We start from the raw sequence: 23,170 nt of genomic DNA, 5'->3' as shown, positions 1-23,170 counted from the left end.
CGATCACGTCTTCGGCCTGCAGGCCTTTGTCGCGATTCATGACGGAGAATTCCACACGCTGGCCTTCCACCAGGACGCGATGGCCTTCGCCGCGAATGGCCCGGAAGTGGACGAAGATATCGTCGCCCGAATCACGGGAAATAAAGCCGAAGCCTTTGGATGTGTTGAACCACTTGACGGTACCGGTATCCCGATTGGTCATGTCGTAGGTTTGCGACGAGGCCGCAGGGGACGAACGGTAGAAGCTGATGGCCAGGTGAAGAACAATGGCGGCCACAGCAATCACCAGGCTGAGCAGGATGGCCGGGTGGCCGCCGACTTCAGGCATGGGGGCCAGGAGGGTGAGGGTTTGTACGACGACAGTCAGTACTAACAGCGCGCTGACCAGATTTTGCAGTTGATGACGCGTGCCTTTGTTCCAGTAAGGGATCACCGGTGCCAGCGTCAGGTTAAGAAGGCCGAACAAGGCCAGGTACAGAGCGTCGTTTTGTTCCAGATACGGCAGGCTTTCAGGCTGCAGGCTCGGGATAAAGGACAGCAGCAAAGCTGCAACGCCCGTTAGCAGGTGGACGATTTTCAACATTTTGATTAACTCACGTTAAGACGGATCACAAGGAAGAGCTGACTGGCACGGTTCGCTTCTGAACAATGGGAGGCGTTGGGCACGTGCGCGGGGTATCAGCCTATGCCGCTGCCGCAGAAAATAACGGCGTCGACACGCTGCCTATTTAACAGCAAAGGCTGTGCCTACTCAAATCAAGCATTTCGGGGTATTGCAAGGGTGACGGCATTTCTGCGTCAAACGCTTGTCCTAGACACGTGCGGGCTTTTCCAACAGCCTGCTGGGATGTTTCCCACATGGACTGAAGGCTTGGGCCGTGTCGTTCTGGCAGGCCAAGGCGGGACGAATTGCCGCGCCGGGCTGCGCATCACCGGCACACTTGCTAGAGTGGTCCTGCACCGGATCAATGAATGCTTGTCAATTGAAGGGGATAAACATGGCAATCGATATCGGTATCAGTGAAGAAGATCGTAAATCCATCGTCGACGGGCTTTCGCGACTGCTTTCGGATACCTATGTACTGTACCTGAAGACCCACAACTTCCATTGGAACGTCACGGGCCCGATGTTCCGCACGTTGCACCTGATGTTCGAAGAGCAGTACAACGAGCTGGCGCTGGCCGTGGACTCCATTGCCGAGCGTATCCGTGCCCTGGGCTTCCCGGCACCGGGTGCCTACTCCATCTACGCCCGTCTTTCTTCCATCAAGGAAGAAGAAGGGGTGCCGAGTGCTGAAAACATGATCAAGCAATTGGTAGAAGGCCAGGAGGCGGTCACTCGCACCGCGCGCGGTATCTTCCCGCTGCTCGACAAGGTCAGCGATGAGCCGACGGCCGACCTGTTGACCCAGCGCATGCAGGTTCACGAAAAGACCGCGTGGATGCTGCGTTCCCTGCTCGAAAATCAGTAAACAACTGGCCTGAGCGGCGCCTTCCTGGCGCCGCTTGCTTGTTTCCACGCATTTCCTGGCGTTGTCCTACGCCGATCAACTCCGCGTCTTCTGGCTGCCGCACTCTGCCTGCTGTTTTATAGGGTGATTGCCCAATGGGACACCCCATGGGCGGCTGTTTGGCAATGGAGTGTCAGGTGTATGTCACGCGGAGTGGGTAATGGAGTCATGGAAACCGGTGGTTTTCATAAAATAAAGGTCGACCCCTTTGTTAAAGGGTTCGACATGGGACTGGCCAAGCCATTGTCCCGGTCAGTGAGGCTCAACGGGTTTTCCACGTGCCTGCGGCTGGAGCAGATCTATTGGAATATCCTCACGGAAATCGCCAGGATCAATGCCTGTTCGGTCAGTGCGTTGCTGTCCTATGTGGATCGGGAAGTGCACTTGCGCCATGGCGGCGTGAAGAACTTCAGTGGGTTGGTCAGGGTGGTGTGTGTGGTTCACGCCTTGAAAGAGCGTGTTCAACCTTCTTAGCTACCGGGCTTCGGGGTCATGTCCTCCTTTAAGGCGGGCAAGGCCCATGGGCAGAAAGCCGGCTGCGCTACCTCGATTTACCAGATATAATCCCGCGCTTTGCTGCGCGTGCCGGGTTGTTCCGGAGCAGGCGTGGCGCAGTAACGTTCTGATCGCCGAGACATCGCCATGCCCATGTACGACTATCAATGTGCTTCCTGTGGTCATCAGTTGGAAGCCATTCAGAAGATCAGCGCCGCGCCGCTGGTCGATTGCCCGGCCTGCCAAGCGCCGCAGCTCAAGAAAATGTTGTCCATGCCAGGCTTCCGCCTGAGCGGCAGCGGCTGGTACGAGACCGACTTCAAGACCGGCTCGAAGAAGAACCTGGCGGGCGGCGACAAAGCAGACTGAGTTGAACTCTACGCGCAGGCTCCTGCATTATCCGTCCCCTGCTTTAATGTACGGTGACGAGGCAAGCCTCCACCGAATTTCGAATTACGAGAAGTGAAACCACTACCATGATGCGCAGCCATTATTGCGGCCAACTGAACGAGACCCTGGAAGGTCAGGAAATCACCCTTTGCGGATGGGTTCACCGTCGCCGCGACCACGGCGGGGTGATCTTCCTCGATATCCGTGATCGTGATGGTCTGGCCCAGGTGGTGTTCGATCCGGATCGCGCCGAGAGCTTCGCCGCCGCCGATCGCGTGCGCAGCGAATACGTCGTGAAGATCACCGGCAAGGTACGCCTGCGTCCGGCCGGTGCCGTGAACAAGAACATGGCCTCCGGCGGCATTGAAGTGCTGGGCTATGAACTGGAAGTGCTGAACGAATCGGAAACCCCGCCGTTCCCGCTCAACGAATACTCCGACGTCGGCGAAGAAACCCGCCTGCGTTATCGCTTCCTGGACCTGCGTCGTCCGGAAATGGCCGAGAAGCTGCGCCTGCGTTCGCGCATGACCACCAGCATCCGCCGCTTCCTCGACGAAAACGGCTTCCTGGACGTCGAGACCCCGATCCTGACCCGGGCCACCCCGGAAGGTGCGCGTGACTACCTGGTACCGAGCCGTACCCATGCAGGTTCGTTCTTCGCCCTGCCGCAATCGCCGCAGCTGTTCAAGCAGTTGCTGATGGTGGCCGGCTTCGACCGTTACTACCAGATCGCCAAGTGCTTCCGTGACGAAGACCTGCGCGCTGATCGCCAGCCGGAATTCACCCAGATCGATATCGAGACCAGCTTCCTCGATGAGAAAGAGATCATGGGCCTGACCGAGCAGATGATCCGTAATCTGTTCAAGGAAGTGCTGGACCTGGAGTTCGGCGATTTCCCGCACATGACCTTCGAAGAAGCCATGCGCCGTTACGGTTCCGACAAGCCAGACCTGCGTAACCCGCTGGAACTGGTGGACGTGGCCGACCAACTCAAAGCAGTCGACTTCAAGGTGTTCAGCGGCCCGGCCAATGACCCTAAGTGCCGCATCGCCGCCCTGCGCGTGCCTGGCGGCGCGAGCATGCCGCGCAAGCAGATCGACGACTACACCAAGTTCGTCGGCATCTACGGTGCCAAGGGCCTGGCGTACATCAAGGTCAACGAGCGCGCCAATGGCGTTGACGGCCTGCAATCGCCGATCGTCAAAAACATCCCGCTGGACAACCTGAACGCGATCCTCGACCGCGTCGGTGCAGTCGACGGCGATATCGTGTTCTTCGGCGCCGACAAGGCCAAGATCGTCAGCGAGGCCCTGGGCGCACTGCGCATCAAGCTGGGTCACGACCTGAACCTGCTGACCTGCGAATGGGCCCCGATGTGGGTCGTTGACTTCCCGATGTTCGAAGAGAACGACGACGGCAGCTTCAGCGCCTTGCACCACCCGTTCACCGCGCCGAAGTGCTCCCCGGCCGAGCTGGAAGCCAACCCTGCGGGCGCGCTGTCCCGCGCCTACGACATGGTGCTCAACGGTACTGAGCTGGGTGGCGGTTCGATCCGTATCCACCGCAAGGAGATGCAACAAGCGGTCTTCCGCCTGTTGGGCATCAACGAAGCGGAACAGGAAGAGAAGTTCGGCTTCCTGCTCGACGCCCTGAAATACGGCGCGCCGCCGCACGGTGGCCTGGCGTTCGGTCTGGACCGCCTGGTGATGCTGATGACCGGCGCCCAGTCGATCCGTGAAGTGATCGCCTTCCCGAAAACCCAGAGCGCTGCGGACGTCATGACCCAGGCTCCGGGTGTGGTGGATGCCAAGGCACTGCGCGAGTTGCACATCCGCCTGCGTGAGACGCCTAAGGCTGAGTAAGGCTGCTGCGTGAAAGCGCACTGAGGTTTACGCAGTCTAAAAAGGCGCATCTTCGGATGCGCCTTTGCGTTAAAGGACTATTCCTCGCCTGGGGCGGGGTTGATCAAGGTTTCTATAGAATTTCGGAGTTGTGTTATGGCTGGCCATTCCAAGTGGGCGAACATCAAGCACCGCAAAGAGCGTCAGGATGCCAAGAAAGGCAAGATCTTCACCAAGTGGATCCGCGAGCTGACCGTCGCCGCCCGCCAGGGCGGTGGTGACCCCGGCTCCAACCCGCGTCTGCGCCTGGCGTTGGACAAGGCGCTTGGCGCCAACATGAGCCGCGACATCATCGACCGCGCCGTGGCCCGTGGCGCCGGTGCTGCCGATACCGACGATATGGTCGAACTGAGCTACGAAGGCTACGGCCCGGGCGGCGTGGCGGTGATGGTCGAGTGCATGACTGACAACCGCAACCGTACCGCGGCAGCCGTGCGCCACGCGTTCAGCAAGTGCGGTGGCAACCTTGGCACCGACGGTTCGGTGGCTTACCTGTTCGAGCGCAAGGGGCAGATCACCTTCGCCCCCGGCACGGATGAAGACGCGCTGATGGAAGCGGCGATGGAGGCAGATGCCGACGACGTGGTGACCAATGAAGACGGTTCCATCGACGTGTTCACCTCGTTCGCCAGCTTCTATGCCGTGCGCAATGCCCTTGAAGCCGCGGGTTTCAAAGGCACCGACGCGGAAATCGTGATGCTGCCGACCACCAGTGCCGAGCTGGACCTGGATGGCGCGCAGAAAGTGCTGAAGATGCTGGATATGCTGGAAGACCTGGATGATGTGCAGAACGTGTATTCGAATGCCGACATCCCTGAGTCTGTAGCCGAACAGCTAGGCTGAAGGGCAATGTAGTTTTAAATGTGGGAGGGGGCTTGCCCCCGATAGCGGTGGTTCAGTCGATTGAGAGATAACTGACACACTGTCATCGGGGGCAAGCCCCCTCCCACAATGGGCCTCCCCGGTATCAAAAAATGTGTTTACCCAACCCGCAGGCGTTATGACTTTAATCCTAGGTATCGACCCCGGTTCGCGCATCACCGGTTTTGGCGTGGTGCAACAGACCCCGCGCGGCTGTGTCTACGTCGCTTCGGGCTGCATCCGCACCGGCGCGGGCGAGTTGGCCGAGCGCCTGCAGATCGTCTATCGCGGCGTGCGTGAGGTGATCCAGACCTACGGACCGGTCACCATGGGCATCGAAAAGGTGTTCATGGCAAAAAATGCCGACTCCGCGTTAAAGCTTGGCCAGGCCCGTGGCGCTGCCATCGTTGCCGGGGCGGAGGAGGGCATGGAGATCGCCGAGTACACGGCGACCCAGGTCAAGCAGGCCGTGGTCGGCACCGGTGCGGCGAATAAAGAGCAGGTGCAGATGATGGTCATGCACATGCTCAAGCTCACTTCAAAACCGCAGATCGACGCCTCCGACGCCCTGGCCATTGCCATTTGCCATGCGCACACCCGTTCCAGCTTGCTGCCTCATGGGCTGGGTACGGCACGCAGTCGTGGCGGGCGGCTGCGTCTCTGATAGCATCAGCGCAATCGTAATTTCCGGTCAGGCCATGCGCTGACCCCAAGCTTTAAGGATCTGAACCGTGATTGGACGCTTGCGCGGCACCCTGGCTGAGAAACAGCCGCCGCACCTGATTCTGGATGTAAACGGGCTGGGGTATGAGCTGGAAGTGCCCATGACCACCCTGTATCGCCTACCGTCGGTCGGTGAGCCGATTACCCTGCACACCCACTTGGTGGTGCGCGAAGACGCGCAACTACTCTATGGTTTCATCGGCAAGCGCGACCGTGACTTCTTCCGCGAGCTGATCCGCCTCAACGGCGTGGGCCCGAAACTGGCCTTGGCGTTGATGTCGAGCCTGGAAGTGGATGAGCTGGTGCGAGCCGTTTCGGCCCAGGACACGTCCGCGCTGACCAAGGTGCCGGGTGTCGGCAAGAAGACTGCCGAGCGCCTGCTGGTGGAACTCAAGGACCGCTTCAAAGCCTGGGAAGTGGTACCGAGTATGTTCGCCCTGGTGCCGAATCAGCCGGATATGCCGGCGGGCCAGGTTGCCAGCGCCGAAAGCGATGCCGTCAGCGCGCTGATTTCCCTGGGCTACAAGCCACAGGAAGCCAGCAAGGCCGTGTCGGCCATCAAGGACAAGAACCTGAGCAGTGAAGACATGATCCGCCGCGCCCTGAAGGGAATGATTTAAGTGATTGAAGCTGATCGTCTGATTGCAGCCACTGGCCCGCGCGACCGTGAAGAGGTCCAGGACCGCGCCATCCGCCCCCTGAGCCTGGCCGAATACATCGGTCAGCCCACTGTGCGTGAGCAGATGGAGTTGTTCATCCAGGCTGCGCGCGGGCGCAGTGAGTCCCTGGACCACACGCTGATCTTCGGGCCGCCTGGGTTGGGCAAGACCACCCTGGCCAACATCATCGCCCAAGAAATGGGTGTATCGATCAAGTCCACCTCCGGCCCGGTGCTGGAGCGTCCGGGGGATCTGGCGGCGTTGCTGACCAACCTCGAGCCCCATGACGTGCTGTTTATCGACGAGATCCACCGGCTCTCGCCGATCGTCGAGGAAGTGCTGTACCCGGCGATGGAGGACTTCCAGCTCGACATCATGATTGGCGAAGGCCCGGCGGCCCGTTCGATCAAGCTCGATCTTCCGCCTTTCACCCTGGTGGGGGCCACCACCCGCGCCGGTATGTTGACCAACCCGTTGCGAGACCGTTTCGGCATTGTTCAACGTCTAGAGTTCTATAGCACGGCGGACCTGGCGACCATCGTCAGTCGTTCGGCGAGCATTCTCGGTTTGCCGCTGGACCCGGAAGGCGCGTTTGAAATCGCCCGCCGGGCCCGTGGTACGCCTCGGATCGCCAACCGTCTGCTGCGCCGTGTGCGGGACTTTGCCGAGGTGCGGGCCAAGGGGCATATCACCAAGGCGGTGGCCGATCTGGCGTTGAACCTGCTGGATGTGGATGAGCATGGCTTCGATCACCAGGATCGGCGTCTACTCTTGACCATGATCGAGAAGTTCGACGGCGGGCCGGTAGGCGTCGACAGCCTGGCCGCGGCCATCAGTGAAGAACGCCATACCATCGAGGATGTGCTGGAGCCATATCTGATCCAGCAGGGTTACATCATGCGTACTCCGAGGGGGCGAGTCGTCACGCGCCACGCCTATCTGCACTTCGGGTTAAACATTCCGTCACGATTGGGCGAGATGCCTGTAGTAGACGAATTCCTCGATGCAGTGGACGATTAAAAGCTTAACGCCAGACGATTTATCCGAGGTTTGTGCTGTCCTAGTGGCTGGTGACGTCATCCAGTCACTCGAAATGTTTCGATGGATTAAAAAACAGTTGCCCAGCCGGATTGGCAACCTGAGGAGTAAGCACTAGAGTATGCGCGCGCAAAACGGGGATCAGTCGTTCGCACATCGCTGTCGCGTTTATTACGAGGACACCGATGCGGGCGGCATCGTGTATTACGTCAACTACCTCAAGTTCATGGAGCGGGCTCGAACCGAGCGGCTACGGGAGCTGGGCTTTGCCCAATCCCAGCTGGCAGGGGAGGACCTGTTATTCGTCGTGCATTCCAGCGAGGCGCGCTATCACGCGCCGGCGCGGCTGGACGACGAACTGTTGGTCAGCGCTGAAGTAATCGAATTGAACCGTGTCAGCCTGCGTTTCAAGCAGCAGGTCAGGCGGGCAACGGATGCAACGCTGCTCTGTGAGGGGCAGTTCCTGGTGGCCTGTGTGCGCACCAATAGTTTGAAACCCCGGGCCATTCCCGAAGCTCTACGTGCGGCCTTTGCCGACGTAAGCGGCGCGGGTAAACAATCAAAGCAGGAGATTTAGCGTGGAACCTACCGTCGTCGACCATTCCTCCATGTGGAGCCTGGTCAGCAATGCCAGTGTTGTGGTTCAACTGGTCATGCTGACCCTGGTAGCCGCATCGGTTACCTCTTGGGTCATGATTTTTCAGCGCAGCAATCTGTTGCGTGCCGGTCGACGTGCCCTGGAGAGCTTTGAAGAGCGCTTCTGGTCGGGTATCGACCTGTCCAAGCTTTACCGTCAGGCGGGCAGCAACCCGGACCCGGATTCGGGCGTCGAGCAGATCTTCCGCGCCGGCTTCAAGGAATTCTCACGCCTGCGCCAGCAGCCAGGTGTTGACCCGGAAGCTGTGATGGAAGGCGTGGCCCGTGCCATGCGCGTCGCTATTTCCCGTGAAGAAGAGAAGCTTGAGCAAAGCTTGCCGTTCCTCGCCACCGTTGGCTCCGTAAGCCCGTATATCGGCCTGTTCGGTACCGTGTGGGGGATCATGAACTCCTTCCGTGGCCTGGCCCAGGCCCAGCAAGCGACCCTGGCCACCGTGGCTCCAGGTATTGCCGAAGCCCTGATCGCCACCGCGATCGGCCTGTTTGCTGCTATCCCCGCAGTAATTGCCTACAACCGTTTTGCCGCCACCAGCGAAACGTTGATCGGCCGTTACTACACCTTCGCCGATGAATTCCAGGCGATCCTGCACCGTAAAGTGCACACCAGCGAAGAATAAGCAGGTAATTCCCAATGGCTTTAATCGCTCGAGCTCGCAAAAAGCGCAAGCCGGTCGCCGAGATGAACGTAGTGCCTTACATCGACGTGATGCTGGTGCTGCTGGTTATCTTCATGGTGACCGCGCCGATGCTCAATCAGGGCGTGAAGGTTGATCTGCCCAAGGTTTCCAGCGAAGCCTTGCCGCAAGACAACAACACCCAGGTCCTGACCATTTCGATCAAGGCTGACAAGACCTATTACTGGAACCTTGGCAGCGAAGTCGATACCCAGAAACAGCAGGACAAGGCCATGACCTTGCCGCAGATGACCGACGCGGTGACCAAAATCATCCGCTCCGGCAATGAAGGTGGCAAGCACACCCAGGTCTTCATTCGTGGTGACAAAGTGGTCGACTATGGCTCTGTCATGGGCGCCATGGGCGGACTGCAGAAGGCCGGCGTGGGTAACGTTGGCCTGATTACCGAGGCGCCCTGATGCAGCAACAGCGAGAGCCGTCCGCCTCGGAAAGCTTCTTCTGGCCTAGCGTCTGGGCAATTGCCCTGCACGTCCTGGTGTTTGGCATGCTGTTCGTCAGCTTTGCCATGACCCCGGACCTGCCGCCAGCCAAGCCGATCGTGCAGGCGACCCTGTATCAGCTGAAATCGAAAAGTCAGGCCACCACCCAGACCAATCAGAAGATTGCGGGTGAGGCCCAGAAGTCGGCTGCGCGCCAGACTGAAGTCGAACAGATGGAACAGAAGAAGGTCGAGCAGGAAGCGGTGAAGGCTGCTGCGGAACAAAAGAAAGAAGAGGCGGCTCAAAAGGCCGAGGAATCGAAAAAGGCTGACGAAGCCAAGAAAGCTGACGAGGCGAAAAAGGCTGATGAAGCCAAGAAGTCCGAGAAAGCTGCCGAAGCTAAAAAGGCTGAAGAGAAACAATTGGCTGATATAGCCAAGAAGAAATCTGAAGAAGAAGCCAAGAAAGCTGCTGAAGAAGAGGCCAAGAAAAAGGCCGCTGAAGAAGCCAAGAAGAAAATAGTCGAAGACGCGAAGAAGAAAGCCGCCGAAGACGCCAAGAAAAAAGCTGAAGCAGACGAGGCGAAGAAAAAAGTCGCCGACGACGCGAAGAAGAAAGCTGCCGCCGACGCCCAGAAGAAAAAGGCCCAGGAAGCAGCGCGCAAATCCGCCGAAGAGAAAAAGGCCCAGGCCTTGGCAGACTTGCTCTCCGACACGCCGCAGCGTCAGCAAGCCTTGGCCGATGAACGTGGTGATGAAGTCGCGGGCAGTTTCGACGACCTGATTCGGGCGCGGGCAGCAGAAGGATGGACACGTCCACCTTCGGCACGTAAAGGCATGACAGTAGTGCTGCAGATCGGCATGTTGCCGGACGGTACGGTGACTTCGGTCAGCGTGTCCAAGTCCAGTGGTGACGGTTCGTTCGACAGTTCGGCGGTTGCCGCGGTCAAGAATATTGGCCGGTTGACCGAGATGCAGGGAATGAAACCAAGCGACTTCGCTCCCTATCGTTCATTCAAGATGACATTCACACCTGAGGATCTAGCCTTGTGAGAAACCTTCTTCGAGGAATGCTTGTCGTTATTTGCTGTATGGCAGGGATAGCGGCGGCGGATGAAAAGAACATCCTGGTCACCAGCGGTAGCGACCGGGCCACCCCGATCGCGGTAGTACCGTTCGGTTGGCAGGGCGGCAGCGTGCTGCCGGACGACATGGCCCAGATCGTCAGTGACGACCTGCGCAACTCCGGCTACTACGCACCGATTCCAAAAGGCAACATGATCAGCCAGCCAAACCAGGCCAGCGAAGTCGTGTTCCGCGACTGGAAAGCGGTGGGTGCGCAGTACCTGATGGTCGGCAATATCACGCCGGCCGGTGGTCGTCTGCAAATCACCTACACCTTGTTCAACGTGGCGACCGAACAGCAGGTCTTGACCGGCAGCGTGTCGGGCACTGCCGAGCAGATTCGCGACATGGCCCACTACATCTCGGACCAGTCGTTTGAAAAGCTCACCGGTATCAAGGGTGCTTTCTCGACGCGTCTGCTGTACGTAACGGCTGAACGTTTCTCTGTAGACAACACTCGTTACACTTTGCAGCGCTCGGACTACGACGGTGCACGGGCTGTGACCTTGCTCCAATCTCGTGAGCCAATCCTGTCGCCGCGCTTCGCGCCGGACGGCAAGCGTATTGCCTACGTGTCCTTCGAGCAGAAGCGTCCGCGTATCTTCGTCCAGCACATTGATACTGGCCGTCGTGAGCAGATCACCAACTTCGAAGGCCTCAACGGTGCACCGGCCTGGTCGCCGGATGGTTCGCGCCTGGCGTTCGTGCTGTCCAAGGATGGCAACCCGGATATCTACGTGATGAACATGGCTTCGCGCCAGATTTCCCGCGTAACCAGCGGCCCGGGCATCAACACCGAACCGTTCTGGGGCAAGGATGGTTCGACCATCTACTTCACCTCTGACCGAGGCGGCAAGCCACAGGTCTACAAGGCGAACGTGAATGGTGGTGGGGCAGAGCGTGTTACTTTTATCGGTAACTACAACGCCAACCCTAAGCTTTCGGCCGATGAAAAGACGTTGGTGATGATTCACCGTCAGGATGGTTTCACTAATTTCCGGGTTGCGGCCCAGGATTTGCAGCGCGGAACCGTAAAAATCCTCACAGATACCAACCTTGATGAGTCAGCCACTGTTGCGCCCAACGGCACCATGGTAATCTACGCCACCCGCCAGCAGGGCCGGGGAGTCTTGATGCTCGTGTCCATAAATGGACGCGTAAGGCTCCCACTTCCTACCGCACAAGGCGAAGTCAGAGAACCATCCTGGTCCCCTTACCTGAACTGACGCGGCGCTACAAAAAGAAGTACTTAACACACTGGGGTTCATTAGGAGTTTCACGATGGAAATGCTGAAGTTTGGTAAGTTTGCTGCTCTGGCTCTGGCTCTGTCCGTAGCCGTTGGTTGCTCGTCTAAAGGCGGCGACAATGCCGGTGAAGGCGCAGCTGTTGATCCAAACGCTGGTTACGGCGCTAACACTGGTGCGGTTGACGGCTCCCTGAGCGAAGAAGCTGCTCTGCGCGCTATCACCACTTTCTACTTCGAATACGACAGTTCGGACCTGAAACCAGAAGCCATGCGCGCTCTGGACGTTCACGCGAAGGACCTGAAAGCTAACGGCGCTCGCGTTGTACTGGAAGGTAACACTGACGAACGTGGTACTCGTGAGTACAACATGGCACTGGGCGAGCGTCGTGCGAAAGCCGTTCAGCGCTACCTGGTACTGCAAGGTGTTGCTCCAGGCCAACTGGAACTGGTTTCCTACGGTAAAGAGCGTCCAGTTGCTACTGGCCACGACGAGCAGTCCTGGGCTCAAAACCGTCGCGTCGAACTGCGTAAGTAATTCGTCATGCGAACGTGCCGTCGTGCTCTAACTGTATTGGCTCTCAGCCTCGCACCGCTTGCGGTGTGGGCTGCGGTTCCTGTGGAAGATAGCAACTCTGGCTATAACAATAGCGGGAGCAGTTATCCGCCAGCAGGTTATGGCACGAACGGCGCCTATGCGGGGGGAGCGGCTACGTCCGCTCCCTCGGCACAGGGCGAACTGTTCAACCAGCTGCAACGTATGCAGGATCAACTGGCGCAGCAACAAGGCACCATTGAAGTACTGCAGAACCAAGTGAACCAGCTGAAGCAAGAAGGCCTGGAGCGTTACCAGGATCTTGATCGACGCATTGGAGCCGGCGTTCAACCTGCCGCAACTCCTGATAATTCTTCTGCCGGTGGCGCGCCAAGCGCTGCTGCCGGTGGTGCAGCAGCAGGGGCGGCTGCCAGCCAAGCCCCTGCCGCGAGCAGCGAACCGGGTGATCCGGCTAAGGAAAAGCTGTATTACGATGCAGCCTTCGACCTGATCAAAGCCAAGGATTTCGATAAGGCCAGCCAGGCATTTACCGCTTTCCTGCGTAAATACCCGAACAGCCAGTACGCGGGCAACGCCCAATACTGGTTGGGTGAAGTCAACTTGGCCAAGGGTGATCTACAGGGCGCGGGCCAGGCATTTGCCAAGGTCAGCCAGCTGTACCCCAAGCACGCCAAGGTGCCGGATTCGCTGTACAAACTCGCTGACGTAGAACGCCGCCTGGGTCATACCGACAAGGTCAAAGGCATTCTGCAGCAGGTTGTGGCCCAATATCCGGGGACTTCCGCTGCCCAGTTGGCCCAACGGGATCTGCAACGCTTGTAAGCGATGCAGCCCGTTCAGAAGAAACCCGCGCCTGGCGCGGGTTTTTTCGTTAGAATCCACGCCCTTTTATGAAACACGCTTTTTGGGGTCTACGCGTTGGCGGGGTCCCTCAAAGTGCCTGACGGAGGCGGACAGCCTGTTTAGCTGTTACGCCCGTGGCGACTATGCAAGACACATTACGTATTACCGAAGTCTTTTACTCGTTGCAGGGTGAAACGCGAACGGCTGGCCTGCCCACAGTATTCGTGCGCCTGACCGGTTGCCCCTTGCGTTGCCAATACTGCGACAGCGCCTACGCCTTCAGTGGCGGCACGGTGCGCACCCTCGATGACATCCTGGAGCAGGTCGCCGGCTACAAGCCGCGCTACGTCTGTGTGACCGGCGGCGAGCCGTTGGCCCAGCCCAATGCCATCCCGTTGCTCAAGCAGCTGTGTGATGCCGGCTACGAGGTCTCCCTGGAGACCAGTGGCGCCTTGGACATCTCTGCGGTCGACCCCCGTGTCAGCCGCGTGGTCGACCTCAAGACCCCCGACTCCAAGGAAGCGCACCGTAACCGCTACGAGAACATCGAGCTGCTGACGGCCAACGATCAAGTCAAGTTCGTGATCTGCTCCCGCGACGACTACGACTGGGCGAACTCCAAGCTGATTCAATACGGGCTGGACCGCCGCGCAGGCGAAGTACTGTTTTCGCCAAGCCACCATGACCTGAACGCACGCGACCTCGCTGATTGGGTGGTTGCGGACAATCTCCCGGTGCGCCTGCAATTGCAGCTGCATAAATACCTTTGGAACGACGAGCCAGGACGCTGATATGACTGAACACACCATGGATCAAAAACGCGCGGTAATCCTGCTGTCCGGCGGCCTCGACTCGGCCACCGTGGTGGCCATGGCCCAGGCGCAAGGCTACAGCTGCTACACCATGAGCTTCGACTACGGCCAGCGTCACCGCGCCGAGCTGAACGCCGCCGCGCGTGTCGCCCGTGAGATGGGCGTGGTCGAGCACAAGGTGATCGGCCTGAACCTCAACGGCATCGGCGGCTCGGCGCTGACCGACAGCAGCATCGATGTGCCGGAAGCGCCCAGCGAAGGCATCCCGGTGACCTACGTGCCGGCACGCAACACCGTGTTCCTGTCCCTGGCCCTAGGCTGGGCAGAAGTGCTCAACGCTCGCGACATCTTCATCGGCGTCAATGCAGTGGATTACTCCGGTTACCCGGACTGCCGCCCAGAGTTCGTCGAGTCGTTCGAGCGCATGGCCAACCTGGCGACCAAGGCCGGTGTAGAAGGGCAGGGCTTCCGTATCCTGGCGCCGCTGCAAAACCTGAGCAAGGCCGATATCGTGAAGGCGGGCGTAGGACTTGGTGTCGATTATTCGCTGACTGTTTCCTGCTATCAGGCAGACGATGACGGTCGTGCTTGTGGGAAATGCGACAGCTGCCGACTGCGTGCAGAAGGCTTCCAAGCGGCCGGAATTACTGACCCAACGCGTTATTTCTGATTTATTTCAAATAAGGTGTTGAATAATCCTTAGAAATCAGTATTATACGCGCCACCACACAGCGGGTCGTTAGCTCAGTTGGTAGAGCAGTTGGCTTTTAACCAATTGGTCGTAGGTTCGAATCCCACACGACCCACCATTTTTGGCGGTTTAGAAAATCCGGAAGGCCCACGCAAGTGAGGATTTCCGGGTTTTTTTTTGCCTGTTGGAATACAGAGAAAGCCCCAGGCATACAAAGTGCCTGGGGTTTTTTGTATCCGGGCCATTGTCAGGCTCTGTTCAAAACCACTGGGTCATGATCGGGCTTCAAGGTCATTATTGGGAATGAAAAAACAGCTAAAGTCTTTGAATTCCCTAGGATTGTCCGACAATCACCCGCATGAAAAACTCTTCATAAACCCCTCGCTCGAACGTTGGTAGCTTCCTCGTCGCTGCCCCACAATTCGAGTCCTAATAATGAATAACAAAACTCTTAAAGGCGCCTTGGCGCTCGCCGTTTCCCTTGCCTCAACCCAGCTGTTCGCCGGTGGTTTCGCGCTCAATGAACAAAGTATCAGTTCAATGGGCACGGGTTATGCCGGTCGTTCCTCATCGGCCGAAGACGCCAGTACCGTGTTCGGCAACCCCGCCGGTATGTCTCGCCTGAAGCAGAATGAAGTCAGCCTCGGTGCGACTTACCTTGATGCCAAAACCAACATCAAGGACGCCAGTTCCTCACAGTTCGGTGCCGACAACCCAGGCACCAACAAGGGCGATATGGTGCCCGGCATTGCCGTGCCGATGGGGTATCTGGTCACGCCTATCGATGAGCACTGGGCGTTCGGTTTAGGTATCTATGCGCCGTTCGGCCTGGTGACCGACTATGAGCACAGCTTCCAAGGCAATGGCTTCGGCAACAAGAGCAAGGTGTCGGTCATCACCGTGCAGCCCACCGTCAGCTACGCATTCAACGACAAGATTTCGGTAGGCTTTGGCCCGACCTTCAACCGCATCAGCGGCGAGCTGGATTCCAATGTGCCACTGGGTGGCGGCGCTGGCGAAAGCGTGAAAGTCAAAGGTGATGACAACGCCACCGGGTTCAACGCCGGTATCCTGGTGCAACCCCTCGAAAGTACGCGTATCGGCGTGACCTACCACTCGCAGGTGGTCTACCACCTCACCGGCAAGACCCACGTCTCCGGGGTGATTTCCGATGCCTTCGACGGTGGGCCCCAGCACTATGACGCCAGTTTGAACGTCACCACGCCATCCTCGGTGGATTTCTCGGTTACCCATCAACTGAATGACGACTGGACCCTCTACCTCGGCAGCACCTACACCCGTTGGAGCCAGTTGAAGAAGATCACGATCAACAACGATGGCGTGTCCGATCTCACTGCTCAATTTGGTGGCCTTGGCTCGATCACCGAGCAACAGCACTGGCATGACACCTGGTCCCACGCCATCGGCGCGGCGTATCGGGTCAACAAACAACTGGTGCTACGGACCGGCTTCTCGGTGGACCAGACGCCGACCAATAACACCGACCGTTCCGTGCGGATTCCTACGGGTGACCGCACTGTTTTCAGCCTGGGCGCCGGGTGGACGCCTGTCGACAACCTGACCTTCGATGTGGCGTATTCCTACCTCAAGGAAGAGCCGATCAAGGTCCATCAGAACCTTTCCCAGGTGGGCCTGACCTACGATGCCAAGTACGAGAACAGCGCCAATGGCTTCGGCGGGTCGGTGACTTACCGCTTCTGATGTTCGCAAAATCGCAAGGAGCCAGCTTTTTGGCGTGGCTCTTTGCTATCTATGTGCTGTCAATCGATCGAAGTCTTGGTTAAATTGAGCATTGTCCAGCTCAAGACAGGGATCGTCATGACCACGCTTTCGCCTATTAATACCGGCAATACGCTTATCGCCCGTCCGACAGAAACGCCGCCTGCAACCCAGACGCACAACATTGAAGTCAGCCTGAAGAGGCCCTCTTCAGTCGTCAGCCTGGGCAACGTCGTCTCCGATACGCTTTCCGACACCTATTCCCGTCGCGGGCAATTACCGGGTCAAGAGACCGTGCGCGCCTGGGAAAGTGACAGCCAGGACGCGCTCAGCAAATCGCTCAACGCCAACTTCAATTCGCAGTCGACGGCCAACCGCTTCAGTGGCTTGGGTGCTGGCCTGATTGCGCAGTTCGCCAAGGGCGGGGCAGGGGTTTCCCAGTCGGTGATGTTCGCGAGTGCCGACCGCGCGGCGAACGCAGGTGAAATCAAAGTTGATCAGGGTCTGCTGCACACTAAGGCCGACAACCTGGTCAGCCTCAGCATCAAGACGGCCAGCGGCAAGACCGTCACCTTCAGCCTCTCGAGCCAGACCGATGGCCTGGGTGTGCAGGCCACGGTAGACGGTGGCACCTTGAGCGATGAGGAGCTCAAGGCCGTCGGCAAACTGGGCAGCGCCTTCCAGTCCGCCGTGGATGGATTGACGGCAACGCCGCCGAAGCTCGACCTGAGCCAACTGACGCAGTTTGATACCAAGTTGCTGGCGTCGGTGGACCTCAATGCCAAGCTCAAATCCCTGGACGGCCAGGACCTGAGCCTGGCGTTCCATGCCGACAGCCAAAGCCGCACCACCCGCATGGGGGGGCCGCTCGGCGAGTTGAACCTGGCCGTCGACCTGAAAAACGCCGCGATCCTCGGCAACGCCAAGCAACAGGCCAAGGCCCTGCAAAGCTATCTCGCCCAATTCGACCGGGCACAGGAGCGCGGCAGTGCCAAGCCAGAGCTGATGGCGATGTTCAAAGACGCCTTCAGCGCCATGAATAGCCATTATCCACAGGGCGTTACTCTGCCCGAAGCGTTGACGCGCAACTCAACCGATCAGGGCTTGCTGACCGGCTTGGCGGACTTCAAGGCATCCATCAAACAGGCCAGCGAATCGCCGAACCCGATGCGTCCGTCTGAGGTGGACAGTTTCGCCTATGAGGTTTCGCAAAAGACCCGCGTCGGCGGCACCAGCACCTTGGATCGCAGTGTCAGCCAGGACCAGCAGTCGAGCCTGTCCGCGAGTTTCCATAAAGGGCTCAAGGGCGGCAAAGCGCCTGCCCTGGACGGCAACGCAGAGTCGCAGAACTATCGCTACATACAAGTGCAGGACAGGGCCAGCAGCTCGGCCAAGCTCTCCTACAAGGACGGCCTGCTAGCCAGGGCAACCCTCGATCAAAGTGCCAGCCAGAACACCCGCACGCAGCAGTATGTGATGGGCAAGTTGGTGGAAGACACCACGGTGCCGAAAGAGGCGTCGGTCAAGCGCGACTACCTGGTGCTGCTCGAATACGCCGCCAAGGAAAGCAAGAAGTCCAAGGATGCGCTGGAGGAGTCCACTGTTAAGGAAGCCCTGGCCAGCCTGCATGCTTCGGTAATGTTGCAGGAAGATCCGTCCGCACTGGCACGCTGATACGGCTGTAAAAAAGGCGCCTCCAGTGATGGAGGCGCCTTTTTTTTGCCCGACAGACGCACCGGCGAATGCCAGATTAGGCTTTTGAAAGCCTTGGATATTCTGTAGCCTTGCGCAGCTTCACTTTAACCCGTGCTTGATGAACACAATCACTTCGTCCGGCGGCGCCCGAAGGGCTCCAGAGCCGGTGGTACACTCGACTTTCGCGCAACTGCGCCTGCAGGTCTTGCGAACATGACGCAAATTTCCGAACGCCTTCTGGTTCAAGCCCATCTCGACGCCAAGCAGCCCAAGGCCCTCAGCGCCGCAGAAGAGGCGAACCTGCGTACTGCCATCGCCGCCGAGCTCAAGGCTCAAGACGCGGTGCTGGTTGCCCACTTCTACTGTGACCCGGTGATCCAGGCCCTGGCCGAAGAAACCGGTGGCTGCGTCTCCGACTCCCTGGAAATGGCCCGCTTCGGCGCCGCCCACCCGGCCAAGACCGTACTGGTCGCCGGCGTGCGTTTCATGGGCGAAACCGCCAAGATCCTCACCCCGGAAAAACGCATCCTCATGCCCACCCTGGAAGCCACGTGTTCCCTGGACCTGGGTTGCCCGGTGGAGGAATTCTCGGCGTTCTGCGACCAGCATCCCGAGCGCACCGTGGTGGTGTACGCCAACACCTCGGCGGCGGTCAAAGCCCGGGCGGATTGGGTGGTGACTTCCAGCTGTGCATTGGAAATCGTCGAAAGCCTGATGGACAACGGCGAGACGATTATCTGGGGGCCGGACAAGCACCTGGGCACCTATATCCAGCGTCAGACCGGTGCCGACATGCTGCTGTGGGACGGTGCCTGCATCGTCCACGAAGAGTTCAAGTCCAAGCAGCTTGAAGACATGAAGGCGTTGTACCCGGATGCAGCGATTTTGGTGCACCCTGAGTCGCCGACGGCGGTGATCGAATTGGCGGATGCCGTAGGTTCGACCAGTCAATTGATTGCTGCCGCTCAGCGCCTGCCGAACAAAACCTTCATCGTCGCCACTGACCGCGGCATTTTCTACAAGATGCAGCAGCTGTGTCCGGATAAGGTCTTTGTCGAGGCGCCTACCGCTGGCAACGGCGCGGCGTGCCGCAGTTGCGCGCATTGCCCGTGGATGGCGATGAACACGCTGGAGCGCACGCTGCAGTGCCTGCGTGAGGGCAGCAACGAGATCTTCGTCGAGCCGTCAGTGATTCCGCAGGCAGTGCGCCCGCTCAAGCGCATGTTGGATTTCACCCAGGCCGCCCGCCTCAAGCTGGCCGGCAACGCATAACCTTGCAGGAGCCGGTTACTTTTTCTGTTTGGGGATACGAACCAGCTGGCTGTCGGAATAGATGTCATGCCAGCTGCGTTTGCGCTTATCCACCAGCGACCAGATAAACCCCAGCCCCACGCACAACCACGACGCAATCGACACCACAAAGCGCAACAGCGCCTGCCACAGGCTGATGCGCGAGCCGTCAGCGTTCTGTACGCGCACGCCCCACACCTGCATGCCCAGGGTCTGCCCGGAATGGGTCCAGAACTTGGCAAAGAAGCCGAACAGCACAAACAATAGAATCGTCGACAACAACGGGTCGCCGTCCAGCGCGCCGGATTCGGTGAGGGTGCGCATCTTCGCCTCGCCGACAAACGCGATCCAGATCAGCTTGTAGATAAACGCCGTGACGATCAGCAGGGCAGTGCACAACAGGAAGTCATAGAACATCGCTGCCAGACGACGGCCCAGGCCAACGGCGGGGAACTCGCCTTGGGGGCTCAGCAGGGGTTTTGACATGGCAGGGCTCTCTGATTAAAAAAGCCATTTTACGAGCATACGCATATAAAAAAGCCCCTGATGTCACCATCAGGGGCTTTTTGTCGCAGCAAGGATCAGCCTTCTGCTTGTACTTCGTCAGCCTGCATGCCTTTCTGGCCTTGCACGGCTTTGAAAGTGACCTTTTGGCCTTCTTTCAGGCTCTTGAAGCCGTTGCCCTGAATAGCGCGGAAATGCACGAACAGATCCGGACCGCTTTCTGGAGTGATAAAACCAAACCCTTTTTCGTCGTTAAACCACTTGACGGTACCGCTCTGACGATCAGACATTTTCTTCTTTCCTTTGACGCTAAAAATTAATGACAGCCCCTTTCGCATGAAAGAGTACTGGGCTGGGTTGCAGGAAAGTAAGAGACGTCGAACGGGTTGTAGCGCAACTACTTCAGCTACTGCCCAGGTCCAGGTTCCAAGCGACCCATGCAAACACAGTGGATAAACTCTACGCCAACTAATAGAGAAAAAACAAGCCCTGCCAAAAGCCCAGGTTTTGCTAGGGCTTATGGCACTTGGGTGGATGTAGTGGATCCCACTTATTCGATAGAGTTGATCACTTGTTATAGCTTGGTCCCTATAAGAAAGACTATCGGGAGTGCACTGTTTTATGGCGATTGCGTTACAAATTAGTGCGCGTTAACGCAATCGCGTTACTTATAGAAACAGTCAATCAGCCACGGTAGTAACGTTGCGGCACAAATGGCATTTTACTTACACGAAGTGGCACCTTTTTCCCACGTACCAACGCAGACACTTCGGTATCCAGCGCGATGAATGCGCTGTCCAGGTAACCCATGGCCAGCGGACCGCCCAGGGTCGGACCGAAGCCACCGCTGCACACGCTGCCGATCACGGTGCCGTCTGCGTCGACGATTTCCGCGCCTTCACGTACGGGCGTGCGCTCTTGTGGCAACAAACCTACTCGTTTGCGGCTCACACCGGTTTGCTGCTGGGTGAAGATGTTGTCCGCACCCGGGAAGCCACCGGCACGCGTACCGTCGGCACGGCGGGCCTTGGAGATCGCCCACAGCAGGCTGGCTTCGATTGGCGTGGTGTCGGCGTTCATGTCGTGGCCGTACAGGCACAGGCCAGCTTCCAGGCGCAGCGAGTCGCGGGCACCCAGGCCGATGGCCTGTACTTCGGTCTCGGCCAGCAGGCTGCGCGCGAGGCTTTCGGCATTGGCGGCAGGCACGGAGATCTCGAAGCCGTCTTCGCCGGTGTAGCCCGAACGGCTGACATAACAGTCCACGCCCAGCAGACGCAGCGTGGCGAACTGCATGAAGGTCATCTTGGTGACTTCCGGTGCCAGGCGCGCCAGTACCTTCACCGCCGCCGGACCTTGCAGGGCCAGGAGTGCGCGTTCTTCGAACAGCGGCTCAATGGTGCACTGGTCACCGATATGCTGGCGCAGGTGTGCCAGGTCCTGGTCCTTGCAAGCGGCGTTGACCACCAGGAACAGTTCGTCGTTACCCAGGTTCGCCACCATCAGGTCATCGAGAATACCGCCCTGGTCATTGGTGAACATCGCGTAGCGCTGCATGCCCACCGGCAGGTCGATGATGTCGACCGGCACCAGGGTTTCCAAGGCTTTAGCAGCATTGGCCCCGGTGAGGCGGATCTGGCCCATGTGGGACACGTCGAACAGCCCGGCCTGATCACGGGTGTGCAGGTGTTCCTTCATCACGCCCAACGGGTATTGCACCGGCATGTCGTAGCCGGCGAAGGGCACCATGCGTGCGCCCAGCTCGATGTGCAGGGCGTGCAATGGAGTTTTCAACAGGGTTTCGGTGGACATATTCAGCTCCTGAAAAACGTGCTGGCGCGCCTTGGGGCGTCAGCACTCGATAATGTTGACCGCCAAACCGCCACGGGCGGTTTCCTTGTATTTGCTTTTCATGTCGGCGCCGGTCTGGCGCATGGTGCGGATGACCTTGTCGAGGGACACAAAGTGCTGCCCATCACCGCGCAAGGCCATGCGCACCGCATTGATCGCCTTGACCGAGCCCATCGCATTGCGCTCGATACAGGGCACCTGCACCAGCCCGCCAATCGGGTCGCAGGTCAGGCCGAGGTTGTGCTCCATGCCGATTTCGGCGGCGTTTTCCACCTGGGAAACGCTGCCGCCCAAGACTTCGCACAACGCACCGGCTGCCATGGAGCAAGCCACGCCGACTTCACCCTGGCAGCCAACTTCCGCGCCGGAGATCGACGCGTTTTCCTTGTACAAAATCCCGATGGCAGCGGCGGTGAGCAGAAAGCGCACCACACCGTCTTCGTTCGCGCCGGGGATAAAGCGCATGTAGTAATGCAGCACCGCCGGCACGATGCCCGCCGCTCCGTTGGTGGGCGCCGTAACCACGCGGCCGCCGTTGGCGTTTTCTTCGTTGACGGCCAGGGCGTAAAGGTTGACCCAGTCGAGTACCGACAGTGGGTCGCGCAGCGCCGACTCCGGGTGTTTGCACAATTGGCGATGCAGGGCCGCGGCGCGACGCTTGACCTTCAAGCCGCCGGGCAGAATCCCTTCGTTGCGACAGCCCGCGTCCACACAGTCCTGCATCACTTGCCAGATCTTCAGCAGCCCGGCGCGGGTTTCCGCCTCCGGGCGCCAGGCGCTCTCGTTGGTCAGCATCACCTGGCTGATGGACAGCCCGTAGGTGGTGCAATGGCCGAGGAGGTCTTTGGCATGCTTGAAGGGGAAGGTCAGCGGTGTGGCATCCTCGACAATCCGGTCGGCGCCGGCGGCGTCTTCATCCACCACAAATCCACCACCGACCGAATAGTACTCGCGGCTGCGGATCTGGATATTGGCGGCGTCGAAGGCACGGAAAATCATGCCATTGGGATGGTAGGCGAGGGGTTTGCGAATCATCGCCAGGTGTTCTTTCTCGTTGAACGCAATGCTGTGTTCGCCGAGTAAATTCAAGTGGCCGTCCTTGCGCATCTGCGCCAGGCGGGTGGCCACGGTTTCGGTATTCACGGTGTCCGGGTGTTCGCCTTCCAGGCCCAGCAACACAGCCTTGTCACTGCCGTGGCCTTTGCCGGTGGCGCCCAGCGATCCGTAGAGTTCCACCTTGATGCCGGCGGTAGCGCTCAGCAGGTTGTCACGCTTGAGGCCCTCGACGAACCGAGCGGCGGCGCGCATCGGGCCGACGGTGTGGGAGCTGGAGGGGCCGATGCCAATCTTGAACAGGTCGAACACGCTTAAAGACATGGTTGTTCTCCGGTTTCTTATTATTTATCAGGTGTACTCGGTCAAATGTGGGAGCGGGCTTGCTCGCGAAAGCGGTTTCTCAGTTGATACACCTGGT

25 protein-coding genes and 1 tRNA gene are annotated in these 23,170 nt (G+C 58.9%); 21 read left to right on the top strand and 5 right to left on the bottom strand.

All coding sequences use genetic code 11. The features are described 5' to 3' along the window. Positions 1–583: cold shock domain-containing protein (locus WH299_RS01435; protein WP_339549422.1), on the bottom strand; the 583-nt coding region annotated here is incomplete at its 3' end. A 415-nt stretch (positions 584–998) separates the two neighbouring features. Between WH299_RS01435 and WH299_RS01430 the strand changes: the two genes are divergently transcribed. From WH299_RS01430 to nadA, 21 genes are all read left to right on the top strand, one after another. After that, on the top strand, positions 999–1,472 hold the full coding sequence (locus WH299_RS01430) for a Dps family protein (protein ID WP_122728577.1): 474 nt from the start codon (positions 999–1,001) through the stop codon (positions 1,470–1,472). A gap of 180 nt (positions 1,473–1,652) precedes the next feature. Beyond that, positions 1,653–1,985 (top strand): ribbon-helix-helix domain-containing protein, encoded by a 333-nt coding sequence (locus WH299_RS01425; protein ID WP_028617744.1) that lies wholly within the window; start codon positions 1,653–1,655, stop codon positions 1,983–1,985. A gap of 168 nt (positions 1,986–2,153) precedes the next feature. Then, positions 2,154–2,375, top strand: coding sequence for an FmdB family zinc ribbon protein (locus WH299_RS01420; protein ID WP_016975453.1), 222 nt, complete (start codon positions 2,154–2,156; stop codon positions 2,373–2,375). A 107-nt stretch (positions 2,376–2,482) separates the two neighbouring features. Further along, positions 2,483–4,258, top strand: coding sequence for an aspartate--tRNA ligase (aspS, locus tag WH299_RS01415; RefSeq protein ID WP_028617743.1), 1,776 nt, complete (start codon positions 2,483–2,485; stop codon positions 4,256–4,258). 135 nt (positions 4,259–4,393) lie between these two features. After that, positions 4,394–5,140 carry a YebC/PmpR family DNA-binding transcriptional regulator gene (locus tag WH299_RS01410; RefSeq protein ID WP_071489392.1) on the top strand — a complete coding sequence of 249 codons (747 nt, stop codon included), beginning with the start codon at positions 4,394–4,396 and terminating at the stop codon, positions 5,138–5,140. A 157-nt stretch (positions 5,141–5,297) separates the two neighbouring features. Then, a complete protein-coding gene (gene ruvC / locus WH299_RS01405; RefSeq protein ID WP_016975450.1) occupies positions 5,298–5,822 on the top strand; it encodes a crossover junction endodeoxyribonuclease RuvC in 525 nt (174 codons plus the stop codon). Positions 5,823–5,889: 67 nt separating this feature from the next. Then, positions 5,890–6,501: a Holliday junction branch migration protein RuvA gene (ruvA, locus tag WH299_RS01400; RefSeq protein ID WP_003175802.1), complete on the top strand. Its 612-nt coding sequence runs from the start codon at positions 5,890–5,892 to the stop codon at positions 6,499–6,501. Further along, positions 6,502–7,560: a Holliday junction branch migration DNA helicase RuvB gene (gene ruvB, locus WH299_RS01395; RefSeq protein WP_003193867.1), complete on the top strand. Its 1,059-nt coding sequence runs from the start codon at positions 6,502–6,504 to the stop codon at positions 7,558–7,560. A 139-nt stretch (positions 7,561–7,699) separates the two neighbouring features. Further along, complete coding sequence (gene ybgC / locus WH299_RS01390) at positions 7,700–8,155, top strand: tol-pal system-associated acyl-CoA thioesterase (protein ID WP_015885610.1); 456 nt, start codon at positions 7,700–7,702, stop codon at positions 8,153–8,155. A gap of 1 nt (position 8,156) precedes the next feature. Next, the gene (tolQ, locus tag WH299_RS01385; protein WP_015885609.1) at positions 8,157–8,852 is read left to right on the top strand and encodes a protein TolQ; all 696 of its coding nucleotides are present in this window, start codon (positions 8,157–8,159) and stop codon (positions 8,850–8,852) included. A 23-nt stretch (positions 8,853–8,875) separates the two neighbouring features. After that, positions 8,876–9,328 carry a protein TolR gene (gene tolR, locus WH299_RS01380; protein WP_161630238.1) on the top strand — a complete coding sequence of 151 codons (453 nt, stop codon included), beginning with the start codon at positions 8,876–8,878 and terminating at the stop codon, positions 9,326–9,328. After that, positions 9,328–10,401: a cell envelope integrity protein TolA gene (tolA, locus tag WH299_RS01375; protein WP_122728571.1), complete on the top strand. Its 1,074-nt coding sequence runs from the start codon at positions 9,328–9,330 to the stop codon at positions 10,399–10,401. The genes tolR and tolA overlap by 1 nt, the downstream gene beginning before the upstream one ends. 17 nt (positions 10,402–10,418) lie before the next feature. Beyond that, entirely contained in the window at positions 10,419–11,699 is a 1,281-nt protein-coding gene (tolB, locus tag WH299_RS01370) for a Tol-Pal system beta propeller repeat protein TolB (RefSeq protein WP_032864323.1), read from the top strand. A 55-nt stretch (positions 11,700–11,754) separates the two neighbouring features. Next, positions 11,755–12,255, top strand: coding sequence for a peptidoglycan-associated lipoprotein Pal (gene pal, locus WH299_RS01365; RefSeq protein ID WP_003209827.1), 501 nt, complete (start codon positions 11,755–11,757; stop codon positions 12,253–12,255). Positions 12,256–12,261: 6 nt separating this feature from the next. Further along, positions 12,262–13,095, top strand: a complete 834-nt coding sequence (gene ybgF, locus WH299_RS01360) for a tol-pal system protein YbgF (protein ID WP_016975447.1) — start codon at positions 12,262–12,264, stop codon at positions 13,093–13,095. 164 nt (positions 13,096–13,259) lie between these two features. Continuing rightward, entirely contained in the window at positions 13,260–13,907 is a 648-nt protein-coding gene (gene queE, locus WH299_RS01355; RefSeq protein WP_010208116.1) for a 7-carboxy-7-deazaguanine synthase QueE, read from the top strand. 16 nt (positions 13,908–13,923) lie between these two features. Beyond that, positions 13,924–14,598: a 7-cyano-7-deazaguanine synthase QueC gene (gene queC, locus WH299_RS01350; protein ID WP_028617741.1), complete on the top strand. Its 675-nt coding sequence runs from the start codon at positions 13,924–13,926 to the stop codon at positions 14,596–14,598. Positions 14,599–14,661: 63 nt separating this feature from the next. Further along, positions 14,662–14,737, top strand: a tRNA-Lys gene (locus WH299_RS01345). A 317-nt stretch (positions 14,738–15,054) separates the two neighbouring features. Then, positions 15,055–16,341: an OmpP1/FadL family transporter gene (locus WH299_RS01340; RefSeq protein ID WP_339549421.1), complete on the top strand. Its 1,287-nt coding sequence runs from the start codon at positions 15,055–15,057 to the stop codon at positions 16,339–16,341. A 117-nt stretch (positions 16,342–16,458) separates the two neighbouring features. Beyond that, positions 16,459–18,033 (top strand): lactate dehydrogenase, encoded by a 1,575-nt coding sequence (locus tag WH299_RS01335; protein ID WP_339549420.1) that lies wholly within the window; start codon positions 16,459–16,461, stop codon positions 18,031–18,033. A gap of 234 nt (positions 18,034–18,267) precedes the next feature. Beyond that, positions 18,268–19,326, top strand: a complete 1,059-nt coding sequence (gene nadA, locus WH299_RS01330; protein ID WP_068935015.1) for a quinolinate synthase NadA — start codon at positions 18,268–18,270, stop codon at positions 19,324–19,326. Between the two features lie 15 nt (positions 19,327–19,341). On the opposite strand, the gene WH299_RS01325 is transcribed toward nadA, so the two are convergent. The 4 genes from WH299_RS01325 to WH299_RS01310 all read right to left on the bottom strand — a co-directional run bounded on the left by WH299_RS01325 (position 19,342) and on the right by WH299_RS01310 (position 23,073). Then, positions 19,342–19,830, bottom strand: a complete 489-nt coding sequence (locus WH299_RS01325) for an RDD family protein (RefSeq protein WP_122728567.1) — start codon at positions 19,828–19,830, stop codon at positions 19,342–19,344. Between the two features lie 95 nt (positions 19,831–19,925). Next, positions 19,926–20,138 (bottom strand): cold-shock protein, encoded by a 213-nt coding sequence (locus WH299_RS01320; RefSeq protein WP_034109143.1) that lies wholly within the window; start codon positions 20,136–20,138, stop codon positions 19,926–19,928. A 394-nt stretch (positions 20,139–20,532) separates the two neighbouring features. Then, positions 20,533–21,657: a glycine cleavage system aminomethyltransferase GcvT gene (gene gcvT / locus WH299_RS01315; RefSeq protein WP_068935011.1), complete on the bottom strand. Its 1,125-nt coding sequence runs from the start codon at positions 21,655–21,657 to the stop codon at positions 20,533–20,535. Positions 21,658–21,696: 39 nt separating this feature from the next. After that, the gene (locus WH299_RS01310) at positions 21,697–23,073 is read right to left on the bottom strand and encodes an L-serine ammonia-lyase (RefSeq protein WP_068935009.1); all 1,377 of its coding nucleotides are present in this window, start codon (positions 23,071–23,073) and stop codon (positions 21,697–21,699) included. Positions 23,074–23,170 lie beyond the last annotated feature (97 nt).

Origin of the sequence: Pseudomonas sp. MYb541 (assembly GCF_037479595.1) — a bacterium.
Classification (GTDB): Bacteria; Pseudomonadota; Gammaproteobacteria; order Pseudomonadales; family Pseudomonadaceae; genus Aquipseudomonas; species Aquipseudomonas canadensis.
This window is presented reverse-complemented; position numbering and strand designations above follow the sequence as displayed.

Excerpts from the sequence above, each read along its gene's own strand:
- queE (WP_010208116.1), top strand. The coding sequence starts at position 13,260 with ATGCAAGACACATTACGTATTACCGAAGTCTTTTACTCGTTGCAGGGT.
- WH299_RS01410 (WP_071489392.1), top strand. The coding sequence starts at position 4,394 with ATGGCTGGCCATTCCAAGTGGGCGAACATCAAGCACCGCAAAGAGCGT.
- WH299_RS01425 (WP_028617744.1), top strand. The coding sequence starts at position 1,653 with ATGTCACGCGGAGTGGGTAATGGAGTCATGGAAACCGGTGGTTTTCAT.
- gcvT (WP_068935011.1), bottom strand. The coding sequence starts at position 21,657 with ATGTCCACCGAAACCCTGTTGAAAACTCCATTGCACGCCCTGCACATC.
- WH299_RS01430 (WP_122728577.1), top strand. The coding sequence starts at position 999 with ATGGCAATCGATATCGGTATCAGTGAAGAAGATCGTAAATCCATCGTC.
- ybgC (WP_015885610.1), top strand. The coding sequence starts at position 7,700 with ATGCGCGCGCAAAACGGGGATCAGTCGTTCGCACATCGCTGTCGCGTT.
- nadA (WP_068935015.1), top strand. The coding sequence starts at position 18,268 with ATGACGCAAATTTCCGAACGCCTTCTGGTTCAAGCCCATCTCGACGCC.
- ybgF (WP_016975447.1), top strand. The coding sequence starts at position 12,262 with ATGCGAACGTGCCGTCGTGCTCTAACTGTATTGGCTCTCAGCCTCGCA.
- tolB (WP_032864323.1), top strand. The coding sequence starts at position 10,419 with ATGCTTGTCGTTATTTGCTGTATGGCAGGGATAGCGGCGGCGGATGAA.
- WH299_RS01320 (WP_034109143.1), bottom strand. The coding sequence starts at position 20,138 with ATGTCTGATCGTCAGAGCGGTACCGTCAAGTGGTTTAACGACGAAAAA.
- WH299_RS01335 (WP_339549420.1), top strand. The coding sequence starts at position 16,459 with ATGACCACGCTTTCGCCTATTAATACCGGCAATACGCTTATCGCCCGT.
- WH299_RS01325 (WP_122728567.1), bottom strand. The coding sequence starts at position 19,830 with ATGTCAAAACCCCTGCTGAGCCCCCAAGGCGAGTTCCCCGCCGTTGGC.
- tolA (WP_122728571.1), top strand. The coding sequence starts at position 9,328 with ATGCAGCAACAGCGAGAGCCGTCCGCCTCGGAAAGCTTCTTCTGGCCT.
- WH299_RS01340 (WP_339549421.1), top strand. The coding sequence starts at position 15,055 with ATGAATAACAAAACTCTTAAAGGCGCCTTGGCGCTCGCCGTTTCCCTT.
- WH299_RS01420 (WP_016975453.1), top strand. The coding sequence starts at position 2,154 with ATGCCCATGTACGACTATCAATGTGCTTCCTGTGGTCATCAGTTGGAA.
- queC (WP_028617741.1), top strand. The coding sequence starts at position 13,924 with ATGGATCAAAAACGCGCGGTAATCCTGCTGTCCGGCGGCCTCGACTCG.
- WH299_RS01310 (WP_068935009.1), bottom strand. The coding sequence starts at position 23,073 with ATGTCTTTAAGCGTGTTCGACCTGTTCAAGATTGGCATCGGCCCCTCC.
- pal (WP_003209827.1), top strand. The coding sequence starts at position 11,755 with ATGGAAATGCTGAAGTTTGGTAAGTTTGCTGCTCTGGCTCTGGCTCTG.
- aspS (WP_028617743.1), top strand. The coding sequence starts at position 2,483 with ATGATGCGCAGCCATTATTGCGGCCAACTGAACGAGACCCTGGAAGGT.
- ruvC (WP_016975450.1), top strand. The coding sequence starts at position 5,298 with ATGACTTTAATCCTAGGTATCGACCCCGGTTCGCGCATCACCGGTTTT.